The 25,649-nt window shown below is 72.2% G+C and carries 29 protein-coding genes and 1 tRNA gene; 10 read left to right on the top strand and 20 right to left on the bottom strand.

What is annotated here, in order from left to right:
- Positions 1 to 44: 44 nt before the first annotated feature.
- Entirely contained in the window at positions 45 to 386 is a 342-nt protein-coding gene (locus OIE12_RS16010; RefSeq protein ID WP_329135891.1) for a hypothetical protein, read from the bottom strand.
- Positions 387 to 545: 159 nt separating this feature from the next.
- On the opposite strand from OIE12_RS16010, the gene OIE12_RS16005 reads away from it, so the two are divergent.
- Positions 546 to 788 carry a GntR family transcriptional regulator gene (locus OIE12_RS16005; RefSeq protein ID WP_329135889.1) on the top strand — a complete coding sequence of 81 codons (243 nt, stop codon included), beginning with the start codon at positions 546 to 548 and terminating at the stop codon, positions 786 to 788.
- Between the two features lie 3 nt (positions 789 to 791).
- On the opposite strand, the gene OIE12_RS16000 is transcribed toward OIE12_RS16005, so the two are convergent.
- Genes OIE12_RS16000 through OIE12_RS15990 form a run of 3 tightly spaced genes read right to left on the bottom strand, consistent with a single transcriptional unit; the run spans position 792 to position 2,668 of the window.
- The gene (locus tag OIE12_RS16000) at positions 792 to 1,349 is read right to left on the bottom strand and encodes an MOSC domain-containing protein (RefSeq protein WP_329135887.1); all 558 of its coding nucleotides are present in this window, start codon (positions 1,347 to 1,349) and stop codon (positions 792 to 794) included.
- 42 nt (positions 1,350 to 1,391) lie between these two features.
- On the bottom strand, positions 1,392 to 2,405 hold the full coding sequence (locus tag OIE12_RS15995) for a DUF2637 domain-containing protein (RefSeq protein WP_329135885.1): 1,014 nt from the start codon (positions 2,403 to 2,405) through the stop codon (positions 1,392 to 1,394).
- Positions 2,402 to 2,668, bottom strand: coding sequence for a hypothetical protein (locus tag OIE12_RS15990; protein WP_329135883.1), 267 nt, complete (start codon positions 2,666 to 2,668; stop codon positions 2,402 to 2,404). The genes OIE12_RS15995 and OIE12_RS15990 overlap by 4 nt, the downstream gene beginning before the upstream one ends.
- Positions 2,669 to 2,856: 188 nt before the next feature.
- Between OIE12_RS15990 and OIE12_RS15985 the strand changes: the two genes are divergently transcribed.
- From OIE12_RS15985 to OIE12_RS15960, 6 genes are all read left to right on the top strand, one after another.
- The gene (locus tag OIE12_RS15985; protein ID WP_329135881.1) at positions 2,857 to 3,645 is read left to right on the top strand and encodes an aminoglycoside 3'-phosphotransferase; all 789 of its coding nucleotides are present in this window, start codon (positions 2,857 to 2,859) and stop codon (positions 3,643 to 3,645) included.
- Between the two features lie 146 nt (positions 3,646 to 3,791).
- Positions 3,792 to 4,532, top strand: a complete 741-nt coding sequence (locus OIE12_RS15980) for a response regulator transcription factor (protein ID WP_329135879.1) — start codon at positions 3,792 to 3,794, stop codon at positions 4,530 to 4,532.
- Complete coding sequence (locus OIE12_RS15975; protein WP_329135877.1) at positions 4,529 to 6,238, top strand: sensor histidine kinase; 1,710 nt, start codon at positions 4,529 to 4,531, stop codon at positions 6,236 to 6,238. Before OIE12_RS15980 ends, OIE12_RS15975 begins: the two co-directional genes overlap by 4 nt.
- A gap of 14 nt (positions 6,239 to 6,252) precedes the next feature.
- Positions 6,253 to 7,833 (top strand): bifunctional glycosyltransferase family 2/GtrA family protein, encoded by a 1,581-nt coding sequence (locus OIE12_RS15970; protein ID WP_329135875.1) that lies wholly within the window; start codon positions 6,253 to 6,255, stop codon positions 7,831 to 7,833.
- Entirely contained in the window at positions 7,830 to 10,088 is a 2,259-nt protein-coding gene (locus OIE12_RS15965) for an ArnT family glycosyltransferase (RefSeq protein ID WP_329135873.1), read from the top strand. Before OIE12_RS15970 ends, OIE12_RS15965 begins: the two co-directional genes overlap by 4 nt.
- A 169-nt stretch (positions 10,089 to 10,257) precedes the next feature.
- Positions 10,258 to 11,055: a TetR/AcrR family transcriptional regulator gene (locus OIE12_RS15960; protein WP_329135871.1), complete on the top strand. Its 798-nt coding sequence runs from the start codon at positions 10,258 to 10,260 to the stop codon at positions 11,053 to 11,055.
- 28 nt (positions 11,056 to 11,083) lie between these two features.
- On the opposite strand, the gene OIE12_RS15955 is transcribed toward OIE12_RS15960, so the two are convergent.
- Entirely contained in the window at positions 11,084 to 11,563 is a 480-nt protein-coding gene (locus tag OIE12_RS15955) for a PPOX class F420-dependent oxidoreductase (RefSeq protein WP_329135869.1), read from the bottom strand.
- Positions 11,564 to 11,617: 54 nt separating this feature from the next.
- On the bottom strand, positions 11,618 to 12,052 hold the full coding sequence (locus tag OIE12_RS15950; RefSeq protein ID WP_329135867.1) for an STAS domain-containing protein: 435 nt from the start codon (positions 12,050 to 12,052) through the stop codon (positions 11,618 to 11,620).
- A 263-nt stretch (positions 12,053 to 12,315) separates the two neighbouring features.
- Between OIE12_RS15950 and OIE12_RS15945 the strand changes: the two genes are divergently transcribed.
- Positions 12,316 to 13,008, top strand: coding sequence for a GAF and ANTAR domain-containing protein (locus OIE12_RS15945; RefSeq protein WP_443053836.1), 693 nt, complete (start codon positions 12,316 to 12,318; stop codon positions 13,006 to 13,008).
- Positions 13,009 to 13,105: 97 nt separating this feature from the next.
- Here the strand turns inward: OIE12_RS15945 and OIE12_RS15940 are convergent, their stop codons facing one another.
- The 3 genes from OIE12_RS15940 to OIE12_RS15930 form a co-directional block, all read right to left on the bottom strand.
- Entirely contained in the window at positions 13,106 to 13,927 is an 822-nt protein-coding gene (locus OIE12_RS15940; RefSeq protein WP_329135865.1) for a YceI family protein, read from the bottom strand.
- A 174-nt stretch (positions 13,928 to 14,101) separates the two neighbouring features.
- A complete protein-coding gene (locus tag OIE12_RS15935) occupies positions 14,102 to 16,675 on the bottom strand; it encodes an MFS transporter (RefSeq protein WP_329135863.1) in 2,574 nt (857 codons plus the stop codon).
- Positions 16,676 to 16,700: 25 nt separating this feature from the next.
- Positions 16,701 to 17,207, bottom strand: a complete 507-nt coding sequence (locus OIE12_RS15930) for a MarR family winged helix-turn-helix transcriptional regulator (RefSeq protein ID WP_329135861.1) — start codon at positions 17,205 to 17,207, stop codon at positions 16,701 to 16,703.
- A gap of 326 nt (positions 17,208 to 17,533) precedes the next feature.
- Between OIE12_RS15930 and OIE12_RS15925 the strand changes: the two genes are divergently transcribed.
- The gene (locus tag OIE12_RS15925; protein WP_030377061.1) at positions 17,534 to 17,731 is read left to right on the top strand and encodes a hypothetical protein; all 198 of its coding nucleotides are present in this window, start codon (positions 17,534 to 17,536) and stop codon (positions 17,729 to 17,731) included.
- Positions 17,732 to 17,806: 75 nt separating this feature from the next.
- Here OIE12_RS15925 and OIE12_RS15920 read toward each other — a convergent pair whose 3' ends face one another.
- The 7 genes from OIE12_RS15920 to OIE12_RS15890 all read right to left on the bottom strand — a co-directional run bounded on the left by OIE12_RS15920 (position 17,807) and on the right by OIE12_RS15890 (position 22,256).
- Positions 17,807 to 18,709, bottom strand: coding sequence for an RNA polymerase sigma factor SigF (locus tag OIE12_RS15920; protein ID WP_329135858.1), 903 nt, complete (start codon positions 18,707 to 18,709; stop codon positions 17,807 to 17,809).
- A 289-nt stretch (positions 18,710 to 18,998) separates the two neighbouring features.
- The gene (locus OIE12_RS15915; RefSeq protein ID WP_329135856.1) at positions 18,999 to 19,946 is read right to left on the bottom strand and encodes an RNA polymerase sigma factor SigF; all 948 of its coding nucleotides are present in this window, start codon (positions 19,944 to 19,946) and stop codon (positions 18,999 to 19,001) included.
- 194 nt (positions 19,947 to 20,140) lie between these two features.
- Positions 20,141 to 20,320, bottom strand: coding sequence for a hypothetical protein (locus tag OIE12_RS15910; protein WP_030377064.1), 180 nt, complete (start codon positions 20,318 to 20,320; stop codon positions 20,141 to 20,143).
- Between the two features lie 164 nt (positions 20,321 to 20,484).
- Positions 20,485 to 20,572 (bottom strand) — tRNA-Ser (locus OIE12_RS15905).
- Positions 20,573 to 20,603: 31 nt separating this feature from the next.
- Entirely contained in the window at positions 20,604 to 21,056 is a 453-nt protein-coding gene (gene tadA, locus OIE12_RS15900) for a tRNA adenosine(34) deaminase TadA (RefSeq protein ID WP_329141989.1), read from the bottom strand.
- Between the two features lie 68 nt (positions 21,057 to 21,124).
- Entirely contained in the window at positions 21,125 to 21,658 is a 534-nt protein-coding gene (locus tag OIE12_RS15895; RefSeq protein ID WP_329141987.1) for a tRNA adenosine deaminase-associated protein, read from the bottom strand.
- A 376-nt stretch (positions 21,659 to 22,034) separates the two neighbouring features.
- On the bottom strand, positions 22,035 to 22,256 hold the full coding sequence (locus OIE12_RS15890) for a hypothetical protein (RefSeq protein WP_329135854.1): 222 nt from the start codon (positions 22,254 to 22,256) through the stop codon (positions 22,035 to 22,037).
- A 136-nt stretch (positions 22,257 to 22,392) separates the two neighbouring features.
- Here OIE12_RS15890 and upp point away from each other — a divergent pair, with 136 nt between their 5' ends.
- A complete protein-coding gene (gene upp, locus OIE12_RS15885) occupies positions 22,393 to 23,028 on the top strand; it encodes a uracil phosphoribosyltransferase (protein ID WP_329135852.1) in 636 nt (211 codons plus the stop codon).
- Positions 23,029 to 23,071: 43 nt separating this feature from the next.
- Here the strand turns inward: upp and OIE12_RS15880 are convergent, their stop codons facing one another.
- The 4 genes from OIE12_RS15880 to OIE12_RS15865 form a co-directional block, all read right to left on the bottom strand.
- Entirely contained in the window at positions 23,072 to 23,707 is a 636-nt protein-coding gene (locus OIE12_RS15880) for a LytR C-terminal domain-containing protein (protein WP_443054047.1), read from the bottom strand.
- Positions 23,708 to 23,833: 126 nt separating this feature from the next.
- Positions 23,834 to 24,130, bottom strand: a complete 297-nt coding sequence (locus tag OIE12_RS15875; protein ID WP_004929488.1) for a type II toxin-antitoxin system VapB family antitoxin — start codon at positions 24,128 to 24,130, stop codon at positions 23,834 to 23,836.
- 346 nt (positions 24,131 to 24,476) lie between these two features.
- Positions 24,477 to 25,094, bottom strand: a complete 618-nt coding sequence (locus tag OIE12_RS15870; protein WP_329135846.1) for an HhH-GPD-type base excision DNA repair protein — start codon at positions 25,092 to 25,094, stop codon at positions 24,477 to 24,479.
- A 69-nt stretch (positions 25,095 to 25,163) separates the two neighbouring features.
- Positions 25,164 to 25,610 carry a cupin domain-containing protein gene (locus tag OIE12_RS15865; protein ID WP_443054046.1) on the bottom strand — a complete coding sequence of 149 codons (447 nt, stop codon included), beginning with the start codon at positions 25,608 to 25,610 and terminating at the stop codon, positions 25,164 to 25,166.
- Positions 25,611 to 25,649 lie beyond the last annotated feature (39 nt).

Here is a 25,649-nt window from a genome sequence, read left to right as displayed (position 1 = left end):
CCCGGTCGTCGCCGGGGGCCTCTCGCGTGCGTTCGGCGCCGCCGTCAGTTCAGGCGGCTCAGGCGCCGGCCCCTGCTCTCCGCGATGCGGAGCGCGTCCCGCAGTGCCTCGGTCAGGCGTTCCGCCAGGTAGCGGAGTTCGCCGGGTGGGGCGTCCTGAAGCAAGTCCCCGGCGTGGGTCAGCAGCGCGTCGCCCATGCCGAGCTGGATCGACTCCGTCGCGTCCGCCAGCCGGGACACCGGTCCGCCGTTCTCATCCGTGATCAAGTAGCACGGTTTACCCTCGGCGCCGGACCAGGGGAGCAGTCGCGGTGACTGCGCGCTCCCGTCGCTTCCGTGGCCATGCTTCTGCCCCGCGCCGTCGTCAGTGTCGGTAGGGTCGGTCATGTCGTCAGTTCCTTCACTTTGCACTGATGGCCGCGCCCCGGGACGGCTCCATCCGTCGCCGGGGTTCCAACGGTGACGACCCTACTATGGTCTACTGCGGTATGAGCGGTCTACTGCGTATCGCGCTGGGTAGTGCGGGGTGCGCATGGTAGTGCGGTGATGGAATTCGCTCCCGACATCCCGCGCTGGCGCCAAGTGGCCGAGGTGATTCGACGCCGCATCCAGGACGGCACATACCCTCCGCGCACGCGCATCCCCTCCGTCGTCGAGATCACGGCGGAGTTCGGTATCGCCGCTGTGACGGCGCAGAAGGTGCACAAGGGGCTGAGGGAGGAGGGGCTCATCTACACGGAACCCGGCCTCGGCTCCTTCGTCGCCGAGCGGGGCGCGCAGGGGGCCTGAGCGTCAGACCCGGTCCAGCGCCCGGTGCGGGCCCGTCGGGAGAGTGATCCTGATGAGCGCCCCGGGGTGGACCGTGCCGCCCTGGCGGACGACGCTCATGATGCCTGCCTTGCGGATCAGCGCGCCGGACTCGTCGCGGCTCACCACTCGCTTGAGCAGGCCGTCCTGGAAGTTGTCGATCTGCACGCACGGGTTGCGCAGGCCCGTGACCTCGACGATCGCCTCGTCGCCCAGGTGCAGCAGTGTGCCGACCGGGAGGGCGAGGAGGTCGATGCCGCGGGTCGTGACGTTCTCGCCGAGGTCTCCCGGGGTCACCCGGAAGCCGTCCTCGGCGACCTCGTCGAAGAGCTCCTCGTGGATCAGGTGCACCTGGCGCAGGTTCGGCTGCGTCGGGTCCTGCGCCACCCGCGAGCGGTGCTTGACCGTGACGCCCGCGTGGACGTCCCCCTCCACCCCGAGCCCGGCGAGCAGCGTGATGCTCTCGCGGTTCGGCTTCGTGAACGAGTACACGCCGTTGCTGCTGACGGCCGTCACCGTACCGTTCACCGCGGTTGCGTCCATGCTTGCCGGCTCCCCCACTCGACAGTGTGATCGAGTGTGAGCCTAACCCCGCTTCCCTGCCGGGGCGGGCTTCCGTGACGGGGACGGCGACGGCGGCACCTGCGTCGTCGGGCGCGTGCCGTGGCGTGGGGCCGTCCGGCGCGGCGGGCGGGTCAGGGTGATCTGGCGGACCAACTGCTGGAAGCACGCCAGCGACGCGATCCCCGGCAGCGCCGCCGCCGACGTGTCGATCACCGTGCGCGGCGCCTGCACCACGCACATCAGCACCGCCACGCACGAGAACAGCAGCACCACCGACCAGGCGTGCACCGCCCGGCGCCGGTGCAGCGCGGCCCGCAGTACCGACAGCGAGGCCACCGTCCACGGGCCGTAGACCAACAGCGGCCACCAGGAGACGAAGCCGCTCTGCGTGTGGGTGAGGGCGACGAAGCGCAGCGGCTCGTAGGTGACCATGCCGCTGAAGACGCTCACCATCGACGCGACGACCGCCGCGAGCGCCGCGATCAGCCGGCCGATCCTGCCGATCGCGCTCAGCTGCTTGCGCTCCCGGATCTTCCGGTGCTTCCGGGGGACCTCCCGCAGCGGTGGGAGCTCCACCGTGATCTCCTGCAGCTTGCCCATCGGGGTGCCGGGGTGCGGGGTCTTGACCGACGCCTCGTCCCGAGGAGAGGGAACGGAAGGGGCAGCGGGGGCGGCGGGTTCCGGTGCGGCGTACGACGTGTACGACGACGGGTAGGCCGCCGGAGGAGACGGCGCCGTGTACGGGTTGTACGGACCGTATGGTTCGTAGGAGGGCGGTTGCTGCGCCGGCTGGGCCTGCTGCCCGTACTCCGGCTCGGCCGCGAATTCCTCCGCCCGCGCGTCGCGGAGCAGGTAGGCCAGTTCCTCGGCCGGGTCCCAGCTCGCGTCCGGCGGGACGAGGGGGGCGGAGAACGCGTCCGCCGGAGCCGTGTACACGTCCGCCGGGGCGCGGTGGCGGCCCGAGCCCGCCGGGGGGAAGGCGTTCGAATGGCCGGTGGTCCGCCGGGTGTAGTGGTCGGTGCGGCCGTCCGTCATGACAGGGCCCGGTGGGCCCGGGGAAAGGCGGAGCGGGTTCCCGCGCCGATCCAGCGCGGTTCGAGGTCCGCCTCCAGGCGGCCCATCGTGTCCAGGAAGCTCCGCAGCAACGGTTCGGTGACCCGCAGGGCGACGGGCAGCCCGCCTCTGGTGAGCGTGCCGTTGACGCTGGTCGGGGCGTGCGGCGGGGCGGGGGTGTAGGTGTACGGGCCCATGGCCACCGAGCGGGCGGGGGCCGTGCCCGCCCGGCCTTCGGAGGGCACGAACAGGCCGGCGGACCTTCCTTTGATTGCCCTATTCATGTCTCGGATAACGCCGCCTTTGTGCGGCGGATGCGCGGCGAATGGGTGAAGGATTTCCTCGATAAGTATTTTATCCCGAGGTAATTTTCGCGAATATCGGCACTATCGTCAATGTGTGAACAAGGCTTCAAGGAAAGGGAGTTGACAGGATGAAGCTCTCCGGTCCGCCGACCGGGCCCGTGTCCGTGCCCCCGTCGGTCGCCGCGTTCGCCCGCGGGCGGCGCCTGGAGCCCGTCTGGCGGAACGAACTCGGCGGCCTGACCTTCCGCATGGACGGGGACGAGACCGTCTTCATCGACGGGGACGAGACCGTCTCCATCGACGGGAACGCGACCGTCTACGTCAAGTGGGCCCCGCCCGGCAGCCCCCTCCCCCTCGCCGCCGAGGCCGAACGGCTGCGCTGGGCCGCGCGTTTCACCCCCGTCCCCGAGGTGGTGGAGTACGGCTCCGGTGACGACGGCGCCTGGCTGGCCACCCGTGCGCTGCCCGGCGAGAGCGCCGTCGCCCCCCGCTGGAAGGCGGAGCCCGCGACCGCCGTACGCGCGCTCGGCGCCGGGCTCCGGGCGCTGCACGACCGGCTGCCCGTCGCCGACTGCCCGTTCTCCTGGTCCGTCGAGCGCCGCCTCGACGTCGCCCGGCGGGCGGGCATCGTGGTGCCCGCGGGCCTTCCGGCCCCGCCCCCGCCCGACCTCCTCGTCGTCTGCCACGGCGACCCCTGCGCGCCCAACACCCTCCTGCACGAGGACGGCTCCTGGGCCGCCCATGTCGACCTCGGCGCCCTCGGCGTCGCCGACCGCTGGGCCGACCTCGCGGTGGTGACGCGGAACATCGACTGGAACTACGGCCCCGGCTGGGCGGACACCCTCCTCGACGCGTACGGCATCGCCCCCGACCCCGTCCGGACGGACTTCTACCGGCGGCTGTGGGACGCGACCTGACCCCCGCCCGCGTGCTCAACCCGCCGCCGGCCGACCGCACTTGCAGCGGCCACCCAGGAGTTTCCTGAGAGGCGCCTGTGCGTTTCTCAGGGAAATCACAGGTTCCCGCAAGCGTGTTCTCAGAGGCGCCCGACATGGTGTGCACCATGACCACGACCTCGCCCCAGGGGCGCACCGAACTGCTGAGGCCGGACGGGAGCCCCGTCCGAGTGCTGGTGGTCGACGACGAACTGTCGATCACCGAACTGCTGTCCATGGCCCTCCGCTACGAAGGCTGGCAGATCCGCAGCGCGGGTGACGGACAGGGGGCGATACAGACCGCCCGCGAGTTCCGTCCCGACGCTGTCGTCCTGGACATGATGCTGCCGGACATGGACGGACTCACCGTGCTCGGGCGGCTCCGCCGGGAACTCCCGGACGTCCCCGTCCTCTTCCTCACCGCCAAGGACGCGGTCGAGGACCGTATCGCCGGGCTCACCGCCGGCGGGGACGACTACGTCACCAAGCCGTTCAGCCTCGAAGAGGTCGTGGCCCGGCTGCGCGGGCTGATCCGCCGCTCCGGTGCCGCCGACCGCCGTTCGGACTCCGTCCTGGTCGTCGGGGACCTCACCCTCGACGAGGACAGCCACGAGGTCGCCCGGGGCGGGGACAACATCCACCTCACCGCCACCGAGTTCGAACTGCTGCGGTTCCTGATGCGCAACCCCCGCCGGGTGCTCAGCAAGGCGCAGATCCTGGACCGGGTGTGGTCCTACGACTTCGGCGGGCAGGCCAACGTGGTCGAGCTGTACATCTCGTATCTGCGGCGCAAGATCGACGCCGGGCGCGAGCCGATGATCCACACCCGGCGCGGGGCCGGTTATCTGATCAAGCCCGCCGTGTCATGAGCCGGCGACGGCGGCCGCGTACGCAGAAACGACTGGCGGGTAAGCCGCGCACCCTGCGGACGCGGCTCGTCGTCGCCTCGCTCGCGCTGATCGCCGTGGTCTGCACGGTGATCGGGACCGTGACGACCGTGGCACTGCACTCGCATCTCTACGACCAGCTCGACGGCCAGCTCAAGGAGATCGCGGCACGGGCGTCCGGGGCGTTCATCCCGCCCGACGGCCTCAAGAACAACGGCACCGTGCCGGGCGGCGGCCAGGAAACCGGCGGTCAGGACACCGGCGTCCGCCAGAACGCCGACGGGAAGAACGCCGACGGCCAGAACGGCGACGGACGCCAGGACCGCGGCACCGACCTCACCGAGTTCGTCACCCGCGGCCCCCAGCCGCCCGGCACCATCGCCGCCTCGCTCACGGACGGCACCGTCACCGACGCCAAGGTCGGCTACAAGGCCAAGGACGACAACAACATCCCGCAGATGGAGGTCAAGTCGCTCAGCGCCGCCCAGCGCACCGCGCTCGCGACCGTCTCGCGGGACGGCGACGAACACTCCGTGGAGATCCCGGGCCTCGGCGACTACCGCGTCCGGTACGCCGGCGGCCCCAACGGCGACTACTACGTCGCCATCCCGACCGCGGACGCCGACAGCACGATCAGCACGCTGATCCTCGTCGAGGTGAGCATCACGGCCGCCGGTCTCGTCGCCGCGGGCATCGCCGGCTGGGTCCTCGTCAGCGTCGCCACCCGCCCGCTGCGCAAGGTCGCCGCGACCGCCACCCGCGTCTCCGAACTGCCGCTGCACAGCGGCGAGGTGAACCTGGAGGAGCGCGTTCCGGAGTCCGAGACCGACCCGCACACCGAGGTCGGCCGGGTCGGCGCCGCGCTCAACCGGATGCTCGACCACGTGCACGGCGCCCTGCACGCCCGCCAGCAGAGCGAGACGCGGGTACGGCAGTTCGTCGCCGACGCCAGCCACGAGCTGCGCACCCCGCTCGCCTCCATCCGCGGCTACGCCGAACTGACCCGGCGCGGCCGGGAGCAGGTCGGGCCCGACACCCGGCACGCGCTCGGCCGCATCGAGTCCGAGGCCGGGCGGATGACGCTGCTCGTGGAGGACCTGCTGCTGCTCGCCCGGCTGGACGCCGGCCGGCCGCTTCAGTTCGAACAGACCGACCTCGTCCCCCTGGTCGTCGACACCATCAGCGACGCCCGCGCCGCAGGCCGCGACCACGTCTGGCGCCTGGAGCTGCCCGACGAGCCCGCGCTGGTCTCCGCCGACGCCGCCCGCCTCCAACAGGTCCTGGTCAACCTGCTGGCCAACGCCCGCACCCACACCCCGCCCGGCACGACCGTCACCGCGCGCGTGCAGCACCGGGGGCCCTGGCTGTGCGTGGACGTCGAGGACAACGGGCAGGGCATCCCCGCCGAGCTGCTGCCGCACGTGTTCGAACGGTTCGCGCGCGGCGACTCCGCGCGCTCCCGCGCCACCGGCTCCACCGGGCTCGGCCTGGCCATCGTGCAGGCCGTGGCGAGCGCGCACGACGGCGCCGTGACCGTGGACAGCGTGCCCGGCCGTACGGTCTTCACGGTGCATCTCCCGGCGCTGTCGCACCCGTCCGCACCGGCTGTTCCCGCGGCCGAAACGAACCGGCAACCGCACTCACAGGCACAGCACAGTGCTGCCACATGGGTGCGACAGGGCGCGTGAGTTGAGTCGGTTCCATGCGAACCGACTCTTCTCCCGGCACCCTGCCGGCGCGGGAGCACCTCCCGGCCGCAGGAGCCGGTACGCCTGTCCTGGACGTAGTGATCCCCGTCTACAACGAGGAGAAGGACCTCCGGCCATGTGTGCTCAGACTGCACGAGCACCTCGCACGCACGTTCCCGTACGCGTTCCGCATCACGATCGCGGACAACGCGTCCACGGACACCACGCCCGAGGTGGCGACGCGGCTGGAGGCGGAACTCGCCGGGGTGCGCTCCTTCCGGCTGGAGCAGAAGGGCCGCGGCCGGGCGCTGCGGACCGTCTGGTCGGCCTCGGACGCCCCGGTCCTCGCCTACATGGACGTGGACCTGTCCACCGACCTCAACGCGCTGCTGCCGCTGGTGGCCCCGCTCATCTCCGGCCACTCCGACCTCGCCATCGGCTCCCGGCTCAGCCGCAGCTCGCGCGTCGTGCGCGGCGCGAAGCGGGAGCTCATCAGCCGGACGTACAACCTGATCCTGCGCGGCTCGCTCCAGGCCCGCTTCTCCGACGCGCAGTGCGGCTTCAAGGCGATCCGGCGTGACGTCGCCCAGGTGCTGCTGCCGCTGGTGGAGGACACCGGCTGGTTCTTCGACACCGAGATGCTGGTCCTCGCCGAGCGCGCCGGGCTGCGCATCCACGAGGTGCCGGTCGACTGGGTCGACGACCCGGACTCCACGGTGCACATCGTGAAGACGGCGACCGACGACCTCAAGGGCGTGTGGCGGATCGGCCGCGCGCTGGCCACCGGCTCGCTGCCGCTGGACCGGCTCGCCCGCCCCTTCGGCGACGATCCGCGCGACCGCGACATCGAGGACGTGCCGCGCGGACTGGCCCGGCAACTCGTCGGGTTCTGCGTGGTCGGCGCCCTGTCGACTCTCTTCTACCTGCTGCTCTACAGCCTGTTCCGGCAGTTCTCCGGCTCCCAGATCGCCAACGCGCTGGCCCTGCTGGTCTCGGCGGTCGCCAACACGGCCGCCAACCGCCGGCTCACCTTCGGGGTGCGGGGCCGGGGCGGGGCGGTCCGCCACCAGGCGCAGGGTCTGGTGGTGTTCGGCATCGGCCTCGCGCTGACCAGCGGCTCGCTGGCCGCGCTCAACGCGGCCACGGACGCGCCCGCGCACTCCACCGAGCTGGCGGTGCTCGTCGCCGCCAACCTCGCGGCGACCGTGCTGCGGTTCCTGCTCTTCCGCGCCTGGGTGTTCCCCGAGCGGCGGGAGGCGGGGCAGGCGGACGGGGCGGGGGCGTCCTTCCAGCCCTTCGCCGCCGGCCCGGTGGCCTCCTCGCCGACGTACTCGACGGCGCTCACGCCGACGTCGGTCACCCCGGGGGTGCCCCGGCAGCCGGGCGCGTACGCCCCGCTGCCGCAGCGGCCCACGGCCGGTTCCCGTGCGGGGTACGGCGAGACGCCGTACGGCGGGACGGCTGCTGAGGGCACGTACGACGGCACGAGCCACGGCGACACGTACGACAGCCCGTACGGCGACACGTACGACGACGGCACCGCGCGGCTGCGGCCGGTGCGCCCGCACGACACCGATCCGAGGAACTCACGATGACGACCGACTACGACCGGCCGAGCGGCGGGCCGAGCACGGCGGGCCCCTCCTCCTGGGGCCCGTCCACGCCCCCGAAGCCGGAGACGGCACCCGCCCCCGCCTCCGGCGAACCCCGGCCGCCGCTGCCGCACCGCCTGTGGCGCGGCCGCCCCGAGGACCCGCGCTGGGCCCGCCCGGCCCTCCTCGGCCTCCTCCTCGCCACCGCGCTGCTGTACCTCTACAACCTGAGCGCCTCCGGCTGGGCCAACTCCTTCTACTCGGCGGCCGTGCAGGCCGGCTCCAAGAGCTGGAAGGCGTTCTTCTTCGGCTCGCTGGACGCGGGCAACGCGATCACCGTGGACAAGCCCTCGGCCTTCCTGTGGCCGATGGAGCTGTCGGTGCGGATCTTCGGCCTGAACTCGTGGGCGATCCTCGTCCCCGAGGTGCTCATGGGCGTCGGCACGGTCGCCGTCGTGTACGCGGCCGTCCGCCGCCGGTTCGGCGCGGGCGCCGGGCTGATCTCGGGCGTCGTGCTGGCGCTCACGCCCGTCGCCGCGCTGATGTTCCGGTTCAACAACCCGGACGCGATGCTGGCGCTGCTGATGGCCCTGGCCGTCTACTTCGTCAGCCGGGCCCTGGAGGACGGCCGGACCAAGTGGCTGGTGTGGGCGGGCGTGGCGATCGGCTTCGCCTTCCTCGCCAAGACGCTCCAGGCCTTCCTGATCCTCCCCGCGCTCGCCCTCGTCTACGGCGTCTGCGCCCCGGTGCGGCTGCGCAGGCGGCTCGGCCAGCTGGCGCTCGCGACCGTGGCGATGGTGGTCGCGGGCGGCTGGTGGGTGGCGATCGTCGAGCTGTGGCCGGCGTCGTCCCGCCCGTACATCGGCGGCTCGCAGAACAACAGCTTCCTCGAGCTGACGTTCGGCTACAACGGACTCGGCCGGATCAGCGGCGACGAGACCGGCAGCGTCGGCGGCGGTGGCGGCCCGGGCGGTGGCAACAGCGGCGGGCAGTGGGGCGAGACCGGCTGGGACCGGATGTTCAACTCCGAGATCGGCGCGCAGATCTCCTGGCTGCTCCCCGCCGCGCTGATCCTGCTCGTCGCGGGGCTCGTGGCCACCCGGCGGGCCCGGCGCACGGACGCCGCGCGCGGGGCGCTGCTGGCGTGGGGCGGCTCACTGGTGATGACGCTGGTCGTCTTCAGCTACATGGCGGGCATCTTCCACCAGTACTACACGATCGCGCTGGCCCCCTACCTCGCCGCCGTCACCGGCATCGGGCTCGCCCTGCTGTGGGAGCGGCGCGAGCGGGTGTGGGCCGCGCTGTGCCTCGCGGCGGCGGTCACGGCGAGCGCGGTGTGGGGGTACGCGCTGCTCAACCGCACCCCGGATTACCTGCCCTGGCTGAAGTGGCTGGTGCTGATCGGCGGCCTCGCCGGTGCGCTCGGCCTGGTGTTCGTCTCCCGGCTGGGCCGGCGGATGGCGCTCGCGGCGGTCGCGGTGAGTTTCGCGGCGGCGCTGGCGGGGCCGACGGCGTACACGCTGAGCACGGTGAACTCCGCGCACACGGGGTCCATCCCGACGGCGGGGCCGGCCGGTGCGGGGATGGGCTTCGGCGGGGGTGGCGGCCCGGGCGGGGGCGGCGGTGGCCGGATGGGCGGCGGCGGCTTCCCGGGCGGCCAGGGCCAGAACCAGCAGGGCGGCACGGGCGGCACGGGCGGCATGGGTGGCATGCCCGGCGGCGGCACGGGCGGCACGGGCGGCTTCCCCGGCGGGAACGGCCAGGGGCAGGGGCAAGGGCAGGGGCAGAACCAGCAGGGCGGCATGCCCGGCGGGATGCCCGGCGGCACGACCGGCGAGGCCGGTGGCGCGGGCGGCGGCGGTGGCGGCGGCATGGGCGGACTGCTCAACGGCGCGAGCGTGACCGACGAGGCGAAGAAGCTGCTGGAGAAGAACGCGGACGACTACACGTGGGTCGCCGCGGCCATCGGCTCGCAGAACGCGGCGAGCTACCAGCTGGCCACCGAGGACCCCGTCATGGCGATCGGCGGCTTCAACGGCACGGATCCCTCCCCGACACTCGCCCAGTTCAAGAAGTACGTGGCGGACGGAAAGATCCACTACTTCATCGCCGGTGGCATGGGCGGCGGCATGGGCGGGAACTCCGGTACCTCGTCGAAGATCAGCTCGTGGGTGGAGAGCAACTTCACGAAGGTGACGGTGGGTTCGGCCACGTTCTACGACCTGACGCAGCCGACGAGCGGCAGCGACGCGGGCTGAGGAAGAAGGGACGTGGGCGGTGGCCCGGGGCGCGCGGTGCGCCCCGGGCCACCGTCCGTCCGCACCCGGGGCCGTTCGGCCGTGTTGCGGTGGCGGGCCGAGCGGGAAGAGTCGGAGACAGCGGTCGCCCCATAGCGCGGCCGGTCGCGGAGTGCGAGGAAGGTGCGCCATGGTGAGGGCAGCCGAGCGGGACGGGCATCCGCCGCGGACCAGCGTCTGGCTGGAGGGCGGAGCACCCCTGGCCGGCGGCGGACGCGGCGGCGGAAGCCGCCCCTCCGGCCTGGACCGCGCCCGGATCACCGCGGCGACGGTACGACTCCTCGACGCCGAGGGCCTCGCGAAGTTCTCCATGCGCCGCCTGGCGGCGGACCTCAACGTCACCGCGATGTCCGTCTACTGGTACGTCGACACCAAGGACGACCTCCTGGAACTGGCCCTGGACGCGGCCTTCGCCGAGATCAGCCCGGCGGATCCCGGACCGGCGTCCGCGTCCGCCACCCCCGCCGACTGGCGGGAGGAACTGCGGGCGCTGGCCGGTGCGTACCGGGCGCTGCTGGTGCGGCATCCCTGGTTGTCCTCGTTGGCCGGGACGTTTCTCAACATCGGGCCGCATGCCGTGGAGTTCCAGCTCGCCGTGCAGCGGCTGGTCCGGCGTACCGGGTTGTCGGCCGGTGGGCAGGCGGGGGCGCTGTCCGCGGTGTTCCAGTTCGTCTACGGCTTCGGCACCGTCGAGGGTCACTTCGTGCAGCGGTGCGCCTCCGCCGGGATGAGCCAGGACGACTACTACCGCCGGGCGATGCGCGCCGTCACGCGCGAGCCGGAGCTGCGCGAGGCCGTGGACGGCTCCGCGGACCTCCGCCGGGCCCGCGGTGACGGCACGGTGGAGGAGATCAGGGACCGCGACTTCGCCTTCGCCCTCGACCTCCTGATCGCCGGCATCGAGACGATGGTCCGACGCGGGGAGTGACGGCGCCGGACTCGGACGTACGGCGGCGTCAGCCCTGGTCGCCGCCCTCCACCAGCCGCGCCGGGAAGCCGCCGGTGGCGACCGGGCCCCAGCGCACCGGTGTCACCCGGATGAGGGACTTGCCCTGCTTGCGCATGGCCGCGCGGTACTCGTCCCAGTCGGGGTGCTCACCGGCGATGTTGCGGTAGTACTCCACGAGCGGCTCGACGGAGTCGGGGCTGTCGAGCACCTCGGCGGCGCCGTCGATCTGCACCCACGGCCCGTTCCACTCGTCGCTGAGCACGAGCAGGCTGACCCGCTCGTCCCGCCGGGCGTTCCGCGTCTTGGCGCGCTCGGGGTAGGTGGAGACGACGATCCGCCCGGAGTCGTCCACCCCGCAGGTCAGCGGGGAGCCCTGGGGGCCGCCGTCGGCCCGCCGGGTGAGCAGGATCGCCCGGTGCCGGGGGCGGACGAAGTCCAGCAACTCCTCGAGGGACACGGACGTGTTCGTCGCGATGTTGGGTGCCATGGGCGCAAGCCTAAGCGGCACGGGGCCGGGCGGCGCGGGGCCGCGTGGCGGGGCCTACGCGGCGCCCGGGCCCGGGTCCGGGTCCGCCGGGCGGTCCGGGCCCGGCGCGCGCTCGCCCAGCAGGGCGCACGTGCCGGTGACGGCCTCGGTGAGGTCGTCGTAGACGGGCACGTCCCGCCGCAGTCCGGTCAGGGTCAGCACCCGCAGCACCAGCCCGTCCGGGGCGGCGACCAGCCGCAGTTCCGTGCCGGGCGCGAGCAGGGCGCGTACGTCGTCGATGAGCCGGACGCCCCGGGAGTCCATGAAGGCGGTGCCCGTCAGGTCCAGTACGAGGGTGTGCAGCGAGCCGGCCCGGTCCGCGACGACCCGGGTCACCGCGCGCAGCAGATCGGCGCAGTTGCCCAGGTCGAGGTCGCGGGGAAGGGTGAGCAGGGTGCCGCCCGGAAGATCCTCGGGGCGCAACTCGTGGGGGGTGTCGGGAGCGGTCACGGTACTCACCTGCCAAACCGGTGTCAGGGTTCCGTTCCGAGCCGTTTCCTGACCCGCCCGGCCATTCCATCACGTGCCGCCGGATGGTGGAAGGTCTCTTCCGCGGCTGTGGCACCGTGCGTCCCGAACAGCGCATCGAAGCAGATAAAGTGCTGTCCGTCCTGTGCTCGCAGTCGGGAATGTGCTGCGGAGCTCTCCTGGGCACGGCCGTCCGGTCGTGTCATGCCGAGAGGTTCGTGGTGGTCGCGTCCGACTTTTCTGAATTGCCTGAATTTGCGCCTGGATCCGCCCCGGCCTTCGAGCTCGCCGAGGCCATGACGGTCGCCTCGCAGCAGCTGCACGAGACCTCCAGCCCGCACGGCACGCTGCACACGGCGGTACGGCTCGCGGTGCATCTGCTGCCCGGGGCCGAGTACGCCGGTGTCTCCGTCATCGACCGCAAGACGCGGGGGCGGACGGTGGCGTGGACCGACGAGGTCGTCCGCACGGCGGACGCGCTGAGCGCGGCGCACGAGGAGGGCGCGTACTGGCAGGGCCTGTGGAGCGAGCCGGTCGTCGTCATCCGCGACACCGAGACGTCCGGCGACGCGGACGTGCTGTCGGGGCTCGGACTGCGGTCGGTGCTGTCGCTGCGGCTGCGGACGGAGCGGCGGCGGATGACGGTGCTGACGGCGTACGCGCGCAAGCCGGGGGCGTTCGACGAGGCGGCGACGCGGGTGGCGCGGTTGTTCACCGCGCATGTGGGGATGGCGCTGGACGCGGTGACCGTGCGGGAGCAGTTGACCGAGGCGATGCGGACGCGGGACCTGATCGGGCAGGCCACGGGGATTCTGATGGAGCGGCTGGACATCGACGCGGCGGAGGCGTTCGACAGTCTGGTGCGGGCGTCGCAGCAGGAGAACGTGAAGCTGCGGGAGCTGGCGCAGCGGATCGTGGCGGCGCGCTCGCCGGAGTGAGGGCGGGGGGTTTCTTCGCCCCCGCCGCCCCTTCCCTTCCCGTCCCCGGGGGCTCCGCCCCCGGACCCCCAAAGGATGCGCAGTTCCCCGCGCCCCCTTATACCGCCGGCAGCGCCTCGCCCTGGACCACCTGAACGTCCAGTTCGACCCGCAGCGTCGTTCCGACCGCTGCGATACCCGCCTGGACGACCTGGTTGTAGTTCATCGCGAAGTCCTCCCGGCGCAGTTCCGTCGTCGCGCGGAACGCCGCCCGCGTGCCGCCCCACGGGTCCGCGCCGGTGCCGAGGTAGGCGAGGTCCAGGTCGACCGGGCGCAGAACGCCGTGCAGGGACAGCTCCCCGTGCACGGTCCACCGGTCGGGGCCCGCCGGTGTCAGGCCCGTCGAGGCGTAGGTGATCTCCGGGTACGTCTCGGCGTCCAGGAAGTCCGGCGAGCGCAGGTGTCCGTCGCGCATGCCGTTGCCCGTGTCGATGGAGGCCGCGCGGATGACCGCCTCCACGCGCGACTTCTCGACCTCGTCGGGCGCGATCTCGATGCGCCCGGCGAACTCCGTGAACCGGCCCCGCACGCTGGAGATCCCCAGGTGCTGGGCGATCGCGGCGACGGAGGAGTGCGCGGGGTCGATGGTCCAGGGCCCCGGCGGCGGCAGCTCCGTACCGCCCTGGCGGGCCAGTGTGACGGTGCCCAGCTCGGCCCGGCCGCTCGCGGTGACGAGCGCGCTGGACGCGGTGGGCGCGTAGCCGACCGCGGTGACGATGACGGTGTAGGCGCCCGGGGCGAGCGCCGTGGTGTCCCGGACGACGCCCTCCGCGTCGGCCCCGGCCCGCACCACCTGCGTTCCGGTCATGTCGGTCACGGTGACGACCGCGTGCGACACGGCCCATCCGTCCCGCGTACGGATCCGTGCGGTCAGTCCCATCGGGCGGTCTCCCTCTCGGCGAATCAGTGAACAGCGAAGTGCTGGGGTCGGATGAATGTGTCCGGCCGGGTACATGCGTCCAAAGACTTGAATGTCTCCGTGACGGCCGAAAAAACCGGCCCGCAGGGGGCGCACTGCCGCTCAAGCGCGCGCCCCCGGCGGGCCGGGATCCGGCTACTCGCCCGGGTGGGCCAGTTCGATGTCGTGGCCGTCGACGCCGGGCCCGGAGACCGTCAGCGAGGTGGCCACCGGCGGGTAACCCGTCGCGATGACGGTGTACTCGCCGCCGTCCAGGTCGGCGAAGGCGTACGCCCCGTCCGCCCCGGTGGTGGCGGTGCCGACCACGTTGCCGGCGGCGTCCACCAGCGTCACGCGGGCGTCGGCGAGCGGCCCGTGCGGCGCCCGTACGACGCCCTGGAGCTGCGCACCGGCCTCCAGCTCGACCTCGATCCGGGTGACCCCGGTGCCGCCGACCTCGACGGGCAGCGCCCGCGGCCGGAACCCGGCGGCGTTGACCGCGACGGTCACCGCACCCGGCACCAGCTCGGTGAAGGCGAAGTCGCCCTGCTCACCGGTGGACCCGGTGGCCAGCAGATCGCCGCGCACGTCGGTCACGATGACCATCGCGTCCTTGACCGGCAGCGCCCCGCCGGCCGTGCGGACCACACCGCTCAGCCCGCTGGTGCCGCTGAGCAGGATGTCGTACGCCACCGGCTCGCCGCCCACCACGACGGTGGACGCCTGCGGCTGGAACCCGTCGGCGGCGGCGATCAGCACGTAGGACCCGGCGCCGGGGGCGTCCACGGCGTAGGCGCCGTCGGCCCCCGCGACCGAGCGGCCGAGCTGGCGGCCGCCGAGCGAGATCAGCGTGACGGCGGCCTGCGGGACGGGCACGTTCTCGGTGCCGCGGACGTGGCCGCGCACCGGGATCCCGCCGGAGACGGGGCCCGCGGCCGGCTCCTCGGGGGAGGTGGCGGTGGCCACGGCGGCAAGCCGCTGGGTGCCCTCGGGGCCCGCCTCGGCGGGAGCGGCGGCGGCCCAGCTGGGCACCCGCTGTCCGCCGTCGGTGTCACCCGCGGGGACGGACTCCGCCGCGGCCGTCTCCTGGGCCTCCGCGACGACCGGGGCCGCGGCGGGGTCGACCGGGGGGTTGTCCCCCTCGGCGGCCTGGGCCAGGGCGCCCTTGGTCCGCAGCGGGACCTCCTTGATGAAGAGCGTGATCAGGAAGGCGAGGGCGGCGACGGCCCCGGCGATCAGGAAGATGTCGGCGATGCCGTGGCCGTAGGCGCTCTCCATGACGGTGCGCAGCGGAACCGGCAGCTTGTCCATGTCGGGGATGGAGCCCGAGCCCGAGCCCGACGCGGCGGCCGCGTACTTCGGGTCGAGGCCGGCCAGGCCGTCCATGACGTAGTCGGTGATCCGGTGGGCCATCACCGCGCCGAGCGCGGAGACGCCGATCGCGCCACCGAGGGAGCGGAAGAAGGTGACCGTGGAGCTGGCCGAGCCGAGGTCGCTCGGCTCGACCTGGTTCTGCGTGCACAGCACCAGGTTCTGCATCATCATGCCGATGCCCAGGCCCAGCATGGCCATGAAGATGGCCATCTTCCAGTAGTCCGTGTCGTACCGGATGGTGCCCAGCAGGCCGAGGCCGGCGGTCACCAGAACGCCACCGCTGACCAGCCATCCCTTCCAGCGCCCGGTGCGGGTGATGAACTGCCCGGAGACGGTGGAGGAGAGGAACAGGCCGCCGATCATCGGGATCGTCATGACACCCGACATGGTCGGGGACTTGTCCCGGGCGAGCTGGAAGTACTGGCTGAAGAAGACGGTGCCGGTGAACATCGCGACACCCACGAAGAGCGAGGCGAGGGACGCCAGCGTGATGGTGCGGTTGCGGAACAGCCGCAGCGGGATGATCGGCTCGCTGGCCTTCGCCTCGACCAGTACGAAGACCGCACCGAGGATGACCGAACCACCGACCATCACATACGTCTGCCACGAGACCCAGTCGTACTTGTCACCGGCGAAGGTGACCCAGATCAGCAGCAGCGAGACGGCGGCGGCGACGAAGGTCGCGCCGGCCCAGTCGACCTTGACGTCCCGCTTCAGGGTGGGCAGGTGCAGGGTCTTCTGCAACACGATCAGCGCGATGACCGCGAACGGCACACCGACGTAGAAGCACCAGCGCCAGCCGAGCCACGAGGTGTCGGTGATGACACCGCCGAGCAGCGGGCCGCCGACGGTCGCGACGGCGAAGGTCGCGCCGAGGTAGCCGGAGTAGCGGCCGCGCTCGCGGGGGGCGATCATCGCGGCCATGACGATCTGGGCGAGGGCGGACAGACCGCCGACGCCTATGCCCTGCACCACGCGGCAGACGATCAGCATGCCGGGGTTCTGCGACAGACCTGCGGCGGCCGACGCGAGGACGTAGATGACGAGCGCTATCTGGACGAGCGCCTTCTTGCTGAACAGGTCGGCGAGCTTGCCCCACAGGGGCGTGGTCGCCGTCATGGCCAGCAGGGAGGCGGTGACGACCCAGGTGTAGGCCGACTGTCCACCGCCCAGGTCGCCGACGATCTCGGGGAGCGCGTTGGTCACGATCGTGGACGACAGGATCGCCACGAACATGCCGAGCAGCAGCCCGGAGAGCGCCTCCATGATCTGCCGGTGCGTCATCTGGACGCCGTCCGGGGAGCCTCCCCCGTGCTTGGCGTGAGCCCGCACACCGGCTGGTGTGGTCGTTGCCATGGGCTTCCTTTTTTTCTCGGGGTTCTTAGCAGTTCTCTGCGGGTGTACGGGTGGTCTGTTCCGTACCCTGCGCGGGCTGGGGCAGCCGGGCGGACGCCGTCGAGCGGCAGTCCCCGAAGCTGGCCCGCAGCCGCGTCATGAGCCGGATGAGCTGGACGACCTCGTCGTCGCTCCAGTCGCTGAGCCGGTCGGCCAGCAGCTCGGTGGTCCGTCGGGAGAGGTCCTCGAGCCGGTCCCGGCCGGGCGGAGTGAGGTGGAGGATCCGGGAACGTCTGTCCGCCGGATCCGCGGAGCGTTCGATCCAGCCGCGGTCCGCGACGTGGGCGACGTGGCGGCTGGTGACCGACATGTCCACGGCGAGCAGCTCGGCGAGCCTGCTCATGCGCATGGCGCCGTGCCGGTCGAGGAGGAGGAGTACGGCGGCGGAGCCGGCGGGGCAGTCCGGGGGCATGACCCGTGCCATGTCTCTCTTGACGGCTCCCACGGCACTGAGCTGACGCGCCAGCTCCTCGAACTGCGCCTGCTCTGCCATGCCTCACACCTCCAGCTTTGTTGCTCTAGGCAACCATAACGGGAGGTTGGTTGCTACAGGCAAACAAAGAGGGGGCGTGCAGCACAAAATGTTGGCAAAGGCAAGTGTTGGGAAGGTAAAGATGCAGGTGGGGGAGCGAGGGTGGGTCCGTCATCGGCTGACGGCCGGCGCGCGCAACCAGAACGCACCCGCAGGTAACACGCACGAGTCACCCCCGTGGCGACGGGGCCGGGGGCGGCAGCCTCTTCACGCAGGCGGCAGGCCCCCTCGCAGTGGGCCAAGGGGGGCCTTGGACCCCGTACTTGGGCCCGGTAGGGTCTCGGGGCATGGCTAACACCCAGGGCCCGCAGGGCAACCACGACCCCGCCGGCAGCACCCAGATGTTCCGCGCCTTCGTCGACGAGGCCCCGCAGGGCCGCCGTCAGGAGCCCGCGGCGGCGGCCGGCCCCCGCATCGGCCTGATCGTCGGCATCGTCGTCGCCGTGGCGGTCGTGGCCGCCGTCGCCTGGCTCGCCCTCAAGTAGGGCGTACGGCGGAACGGGGCGGGGCGGGACGGTGATCCGTCCCGCCCCGCCCCGTTCCGCTGCTCAGCGAGCCGCTCAGTCGGAGATGAGCCCCTCCCGCAGCTGCGCCAGCGTCCGCGTCAGCAGCCGCGAGACGTGCATCTGCGAGATGCCGACCTCCTCGCCGATCTGCGACTGCGTCATGTTCGCGAAGAAGCGCAGCATGATGATCTGCCGCTCCCTCGGCGGCAGCTTCGCCAGCAGCGGCTTCAGCGACTCCCGGTACTCCACGCCCTCCAGGGCCGTGTCCTCGTAGCCGAGTCGGTCCGCGAGCGAGCCCTCGCCGCCGTCGTCCTCCGGGGCGGGGGAGTCCAGCGAGGACGCGGTGTAGGCGTTGCCCACCGCGAGCCCGTCGACGACGTCCTCCTCCGAGACCCCGAGCACCGCCGCCAGCTCGGCCACCGTCGGCGACCGGTCCAGCTTCTGCGACAGCTCGTCGCTGGCCTTCGTCAGGGCGAGCCGCAGCTCCTGGAGCCGGCGCGGCACCCGCACCGACCAGGAGGTGTCGCGGAAGAACCGCTTGATCTCGCCCACGACCGTCGGCATCGCGAAGGTCGGGAACTCCACGCCGCGGTCCGGGTCGAACCGGTCGATCGCCTTGATCAGCCCGATCGTGCCGACCTGGACGATGTCCTCCATCGGCTCGTTGCGGCTGCGGAAGCGGGCCGCCGCGTAGCGGACGAGGGGGAGGTTGAGCTCGATGAGGGTGTCCCGGACGTACGCGCGTTCGGGGCTGTGCTCGTCGAGTGCGGCGAGCCGCAGGAAGAGGGAGCGGGACAGGGTGCGGGTGTCGATGGCTGCCGAGGACGGGAAGGCCGGGGCCTCCGTGGCCTGGACGGCCTCGGCGGCGGGAAGGTCCTGAGGGTCCTGGAGCACGTCGGGCGCCGTGTCGCTCTTCGTGAGCGTGAGCACCTTCGAGCTGCCCTGGTCTGCGGACATGCCACCCCCTTTGGGTCGCGGGACGGTCGCGGCGGACGCTCCCGTCGGAGGAACGCAGCCTCCACCTGAATACCGGCTGGAACGCTGCGGCAAACGCGCTGCCGGAAGAATGTCACATGTCGGCAACGCTCTGTAGAGACATGTCGACATGTGGGACGGCAATTCGCACTGGAAGAGAGGGGTCTGACGGGTTTTCGGGTCCCAAGGGGCGCAAAATCGCCTCGCCCCGATTCCCTCCCCCAGGTGACCGACCGGACGCCTGTACGTCACTCGTGGGGGGACTGGACGCCTACGCCTCGATGCGGTTCGCGGAGCGCAGCCGCGCGAAGCTGCGCGCGAGCAGCCGCGAGACGTGCATCTGGGAGACGCCCAGTTCCGCACTGATCTGCGACTGCGTGAGGTTGCTGTAGTACCGCAGCAGCAGGATCCGCTGCTCCCGCTCGGGCAGCTGGACGAGCAGATGCCGTACGAGGTCACGGTGTTCGACGCCGTCGAGGGCGGGGTCCTCGTAGCCGAGCCGGTCGAGCAGGCCGGGCAGTCCGTCGCCCTCCTGGGCCGCCTCGAGCGAGGTCGCGTGGTACGAGCGGCCGGCCTCGATGCAGGAGAGCACCTCTTCCTCGCCGATCCGCAGCCGTTCGGCGATCTCGGCGGTGGTCGGGGAGCGCCCGAACGCGGTGGTGAGGTCCTCGGTCGCGCTGTTGACCTGCACCCACAGCTCGTGCAGCCGGCGCGGGACGTGCACGGTGCGGACGTTGTCCCGGAAGTAGCGCTTGATCTCGCCGACGACGGTCGGCATCGCGAAGGTCGGGAACTGCACGCCCCGGTCGGGGTCGAACCGGTCGATCGCGTTGATCAGCCCGATGGTGCCGACCTGGACGACGTCCTCCATCGGCTCGTTGCGGGAGCGGAAGCGGGCGGCCGCGTAGCGCACGAGCGGGAGGTTCGCCTCGATGAGCGCCCCGCGTACGCGGTCGTGTTCACAGGAGCCCGGCTGCAGGTCCTTGAGCTGGGTGAAGAGCACCTGGGTCAGCGCCCGGGTGTCGGCACCGCGCCGCTTCGCCGGGGACTGCGGGCCCTGGGAGGCCTCCGGGGCGGGGCCGGGCACGGGAGCGGGCTGGACGGATGCGGATGCGGATGCGGATGCGGGTGCGGGTGCGGGTTCGGACGTGGGGGCGGACGTGGGGGCGGGGGCGGGGGCCGGAAGCTCGTCCTGGGGCGGCGCGGTACTGGCCGACACGGTCAACGCCACCTCTTCACTCGTCAACGCATCGTCAATTCATCCCTCAAAAGCGGTCATAGCATCACAAGACATGTGCACTGTGTGCAAGCACCGCATAACGCCGTGTTGAGGGAGGGAAACGGCCAGTTGCCGTGAATCGCCGCGAGTTGACGTGGAGCGGAAGTGGCCCCGGGTGAGGCGGTGAGCGCGCGTCAGTCCTTGGCGCCGTTGGCGAGCCAGGTCATGAAGTCGCCGACCGACTGCGCGGCGTTCGAAATGCCTTCGAACCCGATCTGGACGTAGTCGGCGGCCTTCGCCGGGTCGGTGATGATCACGTACAGCGCGAAGACGACGAGCGCGTACAGCGCGATCTTCTTTCCCTGCACCGCCACGCGGCCTCCCCCGTCTCCTGCGCCCCATGAACCCCGTACACCGCCGGTGAGTGTAACCCGCGCACGTGTTCGGCGCCCCGAAAAGGATCACGCGCGTGCGGCGGCCGGCCCGGGGAAACCGGACGCACGCAAAAGAGGCCCCGTCGTACGACGGAGCCTCTTCGTGGCGGTAGCGGAGGGATTTGAACCCTCGGTGACTTGCGCCACACTCGCTTTCGAGGCGAGCTCCTTCGGCCGCTCGGACACGCTACCGAGGGAGACACTACCCCAAGGTGGGCCCCGGTCAGAAATCCGTTTCCGGGCCCCTGCCGCCGGTGCGGAAGAAGTCGGTGAGGAGGCGGCCGCAGTCGTCCGCGAGGACGCCCCCGATCACCTCCGGACGGTGGTTGAGGCGCCGGTCGCGGACCAGGTCCCAGAGGGAACCGGCCGCGCCGGCCTTGTCGTCGCGGGCGCCGTAGACGACCCGGTCCACCCGGGACTGCTGGAGGGCGCCCGCGCACATCGTGCACGGCTCCAGTGTGACGACGAGCGTGCAGCCGGTCAGCCGCCACTCGCCGGCCGCGGCGGCCGCCCGGCGCAGGGCGAGCACCTCCGCGTGCGCGGTCGGGTCGCCCGTCGCCTCCCGTTCGTTGTGGCCGGTGGCCAGCGGGGTGCCGTCCGCCGACAGCACGACCGCGCCCACCGGCACGTCCCCGCCCTCGGCGGCGCGCACGGCCTCCCGCAGCGCGAGCCGCATGGGGGCGCGCCACCGGTCCCGTACCGGATCGTGGACCGGCGGAGCGTCGTTCGTCGTCACGCGCGGGCCTAGCGCACGGTTTCCAGGACCTCCGAGGCGCCCAGGGCCTCGGCGATCGCGGTCAGTGCCTCCTCGGCGTCCAGGGAACGCAGTTCCTTCTCCCCGACGCCGAGGTCGTCGAGGACCTCCGCGTCGCCGACGGGGCCGTGCGGCACGGCCTCGGCGCCCGTGCCGTCGTCCTCGTCGTCGCCCTTGTCGGACTCACCGTCCTCCGTGCCGTCGAGGTCCAGGGAGTCCAGGTCGGCGCCGTCGTTGCCGGGCTCCCTGCCGAGCAGTTCGTCGGTGAGCAGGATCTCGCCGTACGAGCTGCGGGCGGCCGCGGCGGCGTCCGACACGTAGATACGAGGATCCTCCTCGCCGTCCACGCGGACGACGCCGAACCACGCGTCCTCCTGCTCGATCAGGACGAGCACCGTGTCCTCGTCGGCCGTGGCTTCCCGGGCCAGGTCGGCCAGATCCGACAGGGTCTCCACATCGTCGAGCTCTGTGTCGCTCGCTTCCCACCCGTCTTCGGTGCGCGCGAGCAGTGCGGCGAAGTACACCGTGACTCTCCCACTGGTCATAGGCGTGCCGGTTGGGGGTCCCCCCGGCCAAGTCGCGGGCGGGGAGAGCTGTGCCGTGTCCCCCGCCCACTCGGAATCGTGGCAGAAACAAGGCGTTCAGGGGATGTCTTCACGACGCTGTGTTGCACCCTCTTGTCCGGGCGGGAGTCCGGGGACCGGGCTCGGGCCGCGAGGTGCCTGACGCTGCCGACGTGATCGTACGCGGCACGGCGCACGGGTGAGGGGGCGCCCGTCGTCAGGTTCTACGGCCGCGAGGTGTTCGTCGTCCGGTCCGCGCCCGCGGGTGTCCTTCGTCAGGTGCTACGACCGCGGGTGTGCGTCGTCCGGCTCTACGACCGCTTGCCCGGCGTCCGGCTCACCAGCGGAACGTGCGCATGCGCATCGCGTGGCGGAGCCGGGCGACCTTCGCGCGGCGCGGCTGGACGCGCTCGCGCAGTGCGCGGGCCTCCGCGCGCTCGCGCAGGAACTGGGCCCGGCGGCGCCGGCGCGCGGCCTCGGCGTCCTGCTCCTGCCGCTGCTCCTGCCGCGGTGCGTCTCCGTGCTGCGGTGTGTCCCCGTGGGACTGCTGGTCGGACATCGTCACATCACTCCGGTCGGTCCCTCCCACCTTCCCTCCGACGGGGGGTTTGATGCAGGCGGGCGGGTGAATCGCGGTGCCAGTGCTTGCCGGGCGCGGCGCCGCCGGACCCGCGGCGCCCGGTTACTGTGGGGTCATGCGTCTCCACGTCGTCGACCATCCGCTGGTCGCCCACAAGCTCACCACGCTGCGCGACCGCCGCACCGACTCCGCGACCTTCCGCCGGCTCGCCGACGAACTCGTCACCCTGCTCGCCTACGAGGCCACCCGGGACGTGCGCACCGAGGCCGTCGACATCCACACCCCGGTCGCCTCGACCACCGGCGTCAAGCTCTCCCACCCGCGGCCGCTGGTGGTGCCGATCCTGCGGGCCGGCCTCGGGATGCTCGACGGCATGGTGCGGCTGCTGCCGACCGCCGAGGTGGGCTTCCTCGGCATGATCCGCAACGAGGAGACGCTGCAGGCCTCGACGTACGCCACGCGGATGCCGGAGGACCTCTCCGGGCGGCAGGTCTACGTCCTGGACCCGATGCTCGCCACCGGCGGCACGCTGGTCGCGGCGATCCGCGAGCTGATCCGGCGCGGCGCGGACGACGTGACGGCCGTGGTCCTGCTGGCCGCGCCGGAGGGCGTGGAGATCATGGAGCGCGAGCTGGCGGGGACGCCGGTCACCGTGGTGACCGCGGCGGTCGACGACCACCTCAACGAGCACGGCTACATCATCCCGGGCCTGGGCGACGCGGGGGACCGGCTGTACGGGGCGGCGGAGTAGCCACGTCCCGGACCCCTGTGGGGGCCGTCCTGCGCCGGGTAGGTCAGCAGCCCTTGCCCGCCGCGGGTGTCGCGGGTGCGGGGTGCCGGAGCGCGGTCAGCGCCTGGTCGGCCGACTTCGCGGCCGTCAGCCGCTGGAAGCCGTCGCCCAGGATCAGGTCGACGTCGGCGCCCTTGCGTCCGGCCTCGGTCTTCTGCTCCGCGCCGGTCAGCTGGGTCGCCAGCACCGGGAGCGAGGTGTCCTTGGCCGCGGCCGGGCCGAGGACGACACCGACGCCCTTGACCTTCTTGTCGTACTGCTTCGTCGCGTTGCCGACGGTTCCGACCTTGAAGCCGCGCTTCTTCAGCTCCGCCGCGGTGTCCTTGGCCAGCCCGCTGCGCGTCGTGGCGTTCAGGACGTTGACAGTGATCTTCCCGGGCGCGGGCAGCGCGGCCGCACGGACGCTCGGCGAGGGGCTCGCCTTCGCCGGCTTCGCCGGGCAGGCGGCGGCCTTGGTGCCGACGGACGCGGAGGCCTTGTCGCCGCCGCCGGTGAAGACGTCGATGAGCTGCAGGGTTCCCCAGCCGATCAGCCCGAGCGCGGCGACCGAGGCGACGGCCCCGACGACGAGCCTGCGGCGCCTCCGCGGAGGGCGCATCCGCGGGTACTTGTCACCCGTGATCCGGTACTGGCCGCCCATGCCGGGAGGAGTCAGCATGCTCATGAGCGCAGCGTAGTGCGCCGGAGCGGCCGTGCCTACCAGATGATCATTCGATCGGGCCGAGTACGACCCGAAAGGGGCAACCGAGGTCCGGTTCCGCCCGGCTCAGTCGAGTTCGAGCACGCGCGCGTGCAGTACCTGCCGCTGTTGCAGCGCGGCACGTACCGCGCGGTGGAGTCCGTCCTCGAGGTACAGATCGCCCCGCCACTTCACGACGTGCGCGAAGAGGTCGCCGTAGAACGTGGAGTCCTCGGCGAGCAGCGTTTCCAGGTCGAGCTGCTGCTTGGTCGTCACCAGTTGATCGAGGCGGACCGGGCGCGGTGCGACGTCCGCCCACTGCCGGGTGCTTTCCCGGCCGTGGTCGGGGTACGGCCGGCCGTTTCCGATGCGCTTGAAGATCACACGGAAAGCCTACCGGTCCCGACGTTCCGGGCGCAGCCATGGCGCCCGAGTACCCCACCGGAAAACCCCCCGCACACCCGGCCAAAGGTGTAAACCCCCGGGTTGCGCAACAGTTACCCACCGGTTGCGAGAGGGTGAGCGCGTAGTGGCGACGGGCGCCCCCCCGCAAGGGGCGCGGGACTGTGTCGGTACGCGGGGAACTGCGCGACCAGCCACGACCTCACCCGCACACACCCACCCACCCCAACCCCCCCTCCCCCTCCGGGGGGCCTGGGGGCAGAGCCCCCAGGTTGAGGACGGGACGGGTAGGGGCGGCGGGGGCGAGAAAAACCCCAGGGACCCCCCGTCACCGCCCCGCCGGACCGGAACCCTCGGCCTTCGCGGCCTTGGCCGCCTTCGCCGCCGCCTTCATCTCCTGCTTGTGCGCCCGCACCCGCCCCAACGACTCCACCCCCGTGATGTCCGCCACCGACCGAAACGCATCCGCCTCCCCGTACACCCCCGCCGCCTCCCGCCACCCCACCGGCCGCACCCCCACCTGCTTCCCCAGCAACGCCACGAAGATCTGCGCCTTCTGCACCCCGAACCCCGGCAGCTCCTTCAGCCGCGCCAACAGCTCCGCACCGTCCCGCGCCCCCGCCCACACCGCCTCCGCGTCCCCGCCGTACCGCTCCACGAGAAACGCGCACAACTGCTGGATCCGCCCGGCCATCGCCCCCGGATACCGGTGCACGGCCGGCTTGGCCGACAGCAGCGCCGCGAACGCCCCCGGCTCGTACGCCGCGATCTCGTGCGCGTCGAGATCGTCCGCGTTCATGCGTCGGGCGATCGTGTACGGCCCCGCGAAGGCCCACTCCATCGGCACCTGCTGGTCGAGCAGCATGCCGACCAGCGCCGCCAGCGGACTGCGGCCGAGCAGCGCGTCGGCGTCCGGCTGCTGGGCGAGGTGCAGGGTGACGTCCATGCCCCGATGATCCCGCGCCCACCGCCGACGTACCATTCCGGCCGCACCGCACCCCTGGCCGAAGCGCACCTACGCCCGGCACAACGCGGTGATCCGCTCCGCCTCCCCCGGGTAGCGGGCGGTGAGCACCGCCGCGTCCCCGTGCTCGTACGTCTCCTCCGTGAACCCGGGCGCCATCGTGCAGCCGAACAGCGTCCAGGCCCCACCCCCGACGACCTTGCCGCCCATCCACGTACCGCCCGGCACGGCGAACTGCACGTGCTGGCCGCCGAGGACGTCGGGGCCGAGGACGACGGTGCGGGCGGTGCCGTCAGGGGCGAGCAGCAGCAGCTCCAGCGGATCGCCCAGGTAGTGGTGCCAGATTTCGGTGGCCGGCAGCCGGTGCAGGGCGGAGAAGTCGTCGGGCGCGGCGGTCAGCAGCGCGACGATCGCGGTGCCCTCCGGCCGGCCGTCGGACCGTACGGGCCCCGCCCACGTACGACGGAACCGTCCGCCCTCACGGGGAATCGGCTCCATCCCGAAGTGGGCGACGAGATCCTCGGGCCGGAGGGGAAC

The organism is Streptomyces sp. NBC_00670 (genome assembly GCF_036226765.1).
Classification (GTDB): Bacteria; Actinomycetota; Actinomycetes; order Streptomycetales; family Streptomycetaceae; genus Streptomyces.
This window is presented reverse-complemented; position numbering and strand designations above follow the sequence as displayed.

What these genes read in the sequence shown, in the direction of transcription:
- OIE12_RS15920 (WP_329135858.1), bottom strand. Translation starts at nt 18,709, where the DNA reads ATGTCCGCAGACCAGGGCAGCTCGAAGGTGCTCACGCTCACGAAGAGC.
- OIE12_RS15930 (WP_329135861.1), bottom strand. Translation starts at nt 17,207, where the DNA reads ATGGCAGAGCAGGCGCAGTTCGAGGAGCTGGCGCGTCAGCTCAGTGCC.
- OIE12_RS15985 (WP_329135881.1), top strand. Translation starts at nt 2,857, where the DNA reads ATGAAGCTCTCCGGTCCGCCGACCGGGCCCGTGTCCGTGCCCCCGTCG.
- OIE12_RS15880 (WP_443054047.1), bottom strand. Translation starts at nt 23,707, where the DNA reads ATGGGCGGCCAGTACCGGATCACGGGTGACAAGTACCCGCGGATGCGC.
- OIE12_RS15995 (WP_329135885.1), bottom strand. Translation starts at nt 2,405, where the DNA reads ATGACGGACGGCCGCACCGACCACTACACCCGGCGGACCACCGGCCAT.
- OIE12_RS15960 (WP_329135871.1), top strand. Translation starts at nt 10,258, where the DNA reads ATGGTGAGGGCAGCCGAGCGGGACGGGCATCCGCCGCGGACCAGCGTC.
- upp (WP_329135852.1), top strand. Translation starts at nt 22,393, where the DNA reads ATGCGTCTCCACGTCGTCGACCATCCGCTGGTCGCCCACAAGCTCACC.
- OIE12_RS15890 (WP_329135854.1), bottom strand. Translation starts at nt 22,256, where the DNA reads ATGTCCGACCAGCAGTCCCACGGGGACACACCGCAGCACGGAGACGCA.
- OIE12_RS15940 (WP_329135865.1), bottom strand. Translation starts at nt 13,927, where the DNA reads ATGGGACTGACCGCACGGATCCGTACGCGGGACGGATGGGCCGTGTCG.
- OIE12_RS15925 (WP_030377061.1), top strand. Translation starts at nt 17,534, where the DNA reads ATGGCTAACACCCAGGGCCCGCAGGGCAACCACGACCCCGCCGGCAGC.
- OIE12_RS15975 (WP_329135877.1), top strand. Translation starts at nt 4,529, where the DNA reads ATGAGCCGGCGACGGCGGCCGCGTACGCAGAAACGACTGGCGGGTAAG.
- OIE12_RS15935 (WP_329135863.1), bottom strand. Translation starts at nt 16,675, where the DNA reads ATGGCAACGACCACACCAGCCGGTGTGCGGGCTCACGCCAAGCACGGG.
- OIE12_RS15970 (WP_329135875.1), top strand. Translation starts at nt 6,253, where the DNA reads ATGCGAACCGACTCTTCTCCCGGCACCCTGCCGGCGCGGGAGCACCTC.
- OIE12_RS16010 (WP_329135891.1), bottom strand. Translation starts at nt 386, where the DNA reads ATGACCGACCCTACCGACACTGACGACGGCGCGGGGCAGAAGCATGGC.
- OIE12_RS15980 (WP_329135879.1), top strand. Translation starts at nt 3,792, where the DNA reads ATGACCACGACCTCGCCCCAGGGGCGCACCGAACTGCTGAGGCCGGAC.
- OIE12_RS15965 (WP_329135873.1), top strand. Translation starts at nt 7,830, where the DNA reads ATGACGACCGACTACGACCGGCCGAGCGGCGGGCCGAGCACGGCGGGC.
- OIE12_RS16000 (WP_329135887.1), bottom strand. Translation starts at nt 1,349, where the DNA reads ATGGACGCAACCGCGGTGAACGGTACGGTGACGGCCGTCAGCAGCAAC.
- OIE12_RS15955 (WP_329135869.1), bottom strand. Translation starts at nt 11,563, where the DNA reads ATGGCACCCAACATCGCGACGAACACGTCCGTGTCCCTCGAGGAGTTG.
- tadA (WP_329141989.1), bottom strand. Translation starts at nt 21,056, where the DNA reads ATGCGGCTCGCGCTGCGGGAGGCCGTGCGCGCCGCCGAGGGCGGGGAC.
- OIE12_RS15870 (WP_329135846.1), bottom strand. Translation starts at nt 25,094, where the DNA reads ATGGACGTCACCCTGCACCTCGCCCAGCAGCCGGACGCCGACGCGCTG.
- OIE12_RS16005 (WP_329135889.1), top strand. Translation starts at nt 546, where the DNA reads ATGGAATTCGCTCCCGACATCCCGCGCTGGCGCCAAGTGGCCGAGGTG.
- OIE12_RS15865 (WP_443054046.1), bottom strand. Translation starts at nt 25,610, where the DNA reads ATGGAGCCGATTCCCCGTGAGGGCGGACGGTTCCGTCGTACGTGGGCG.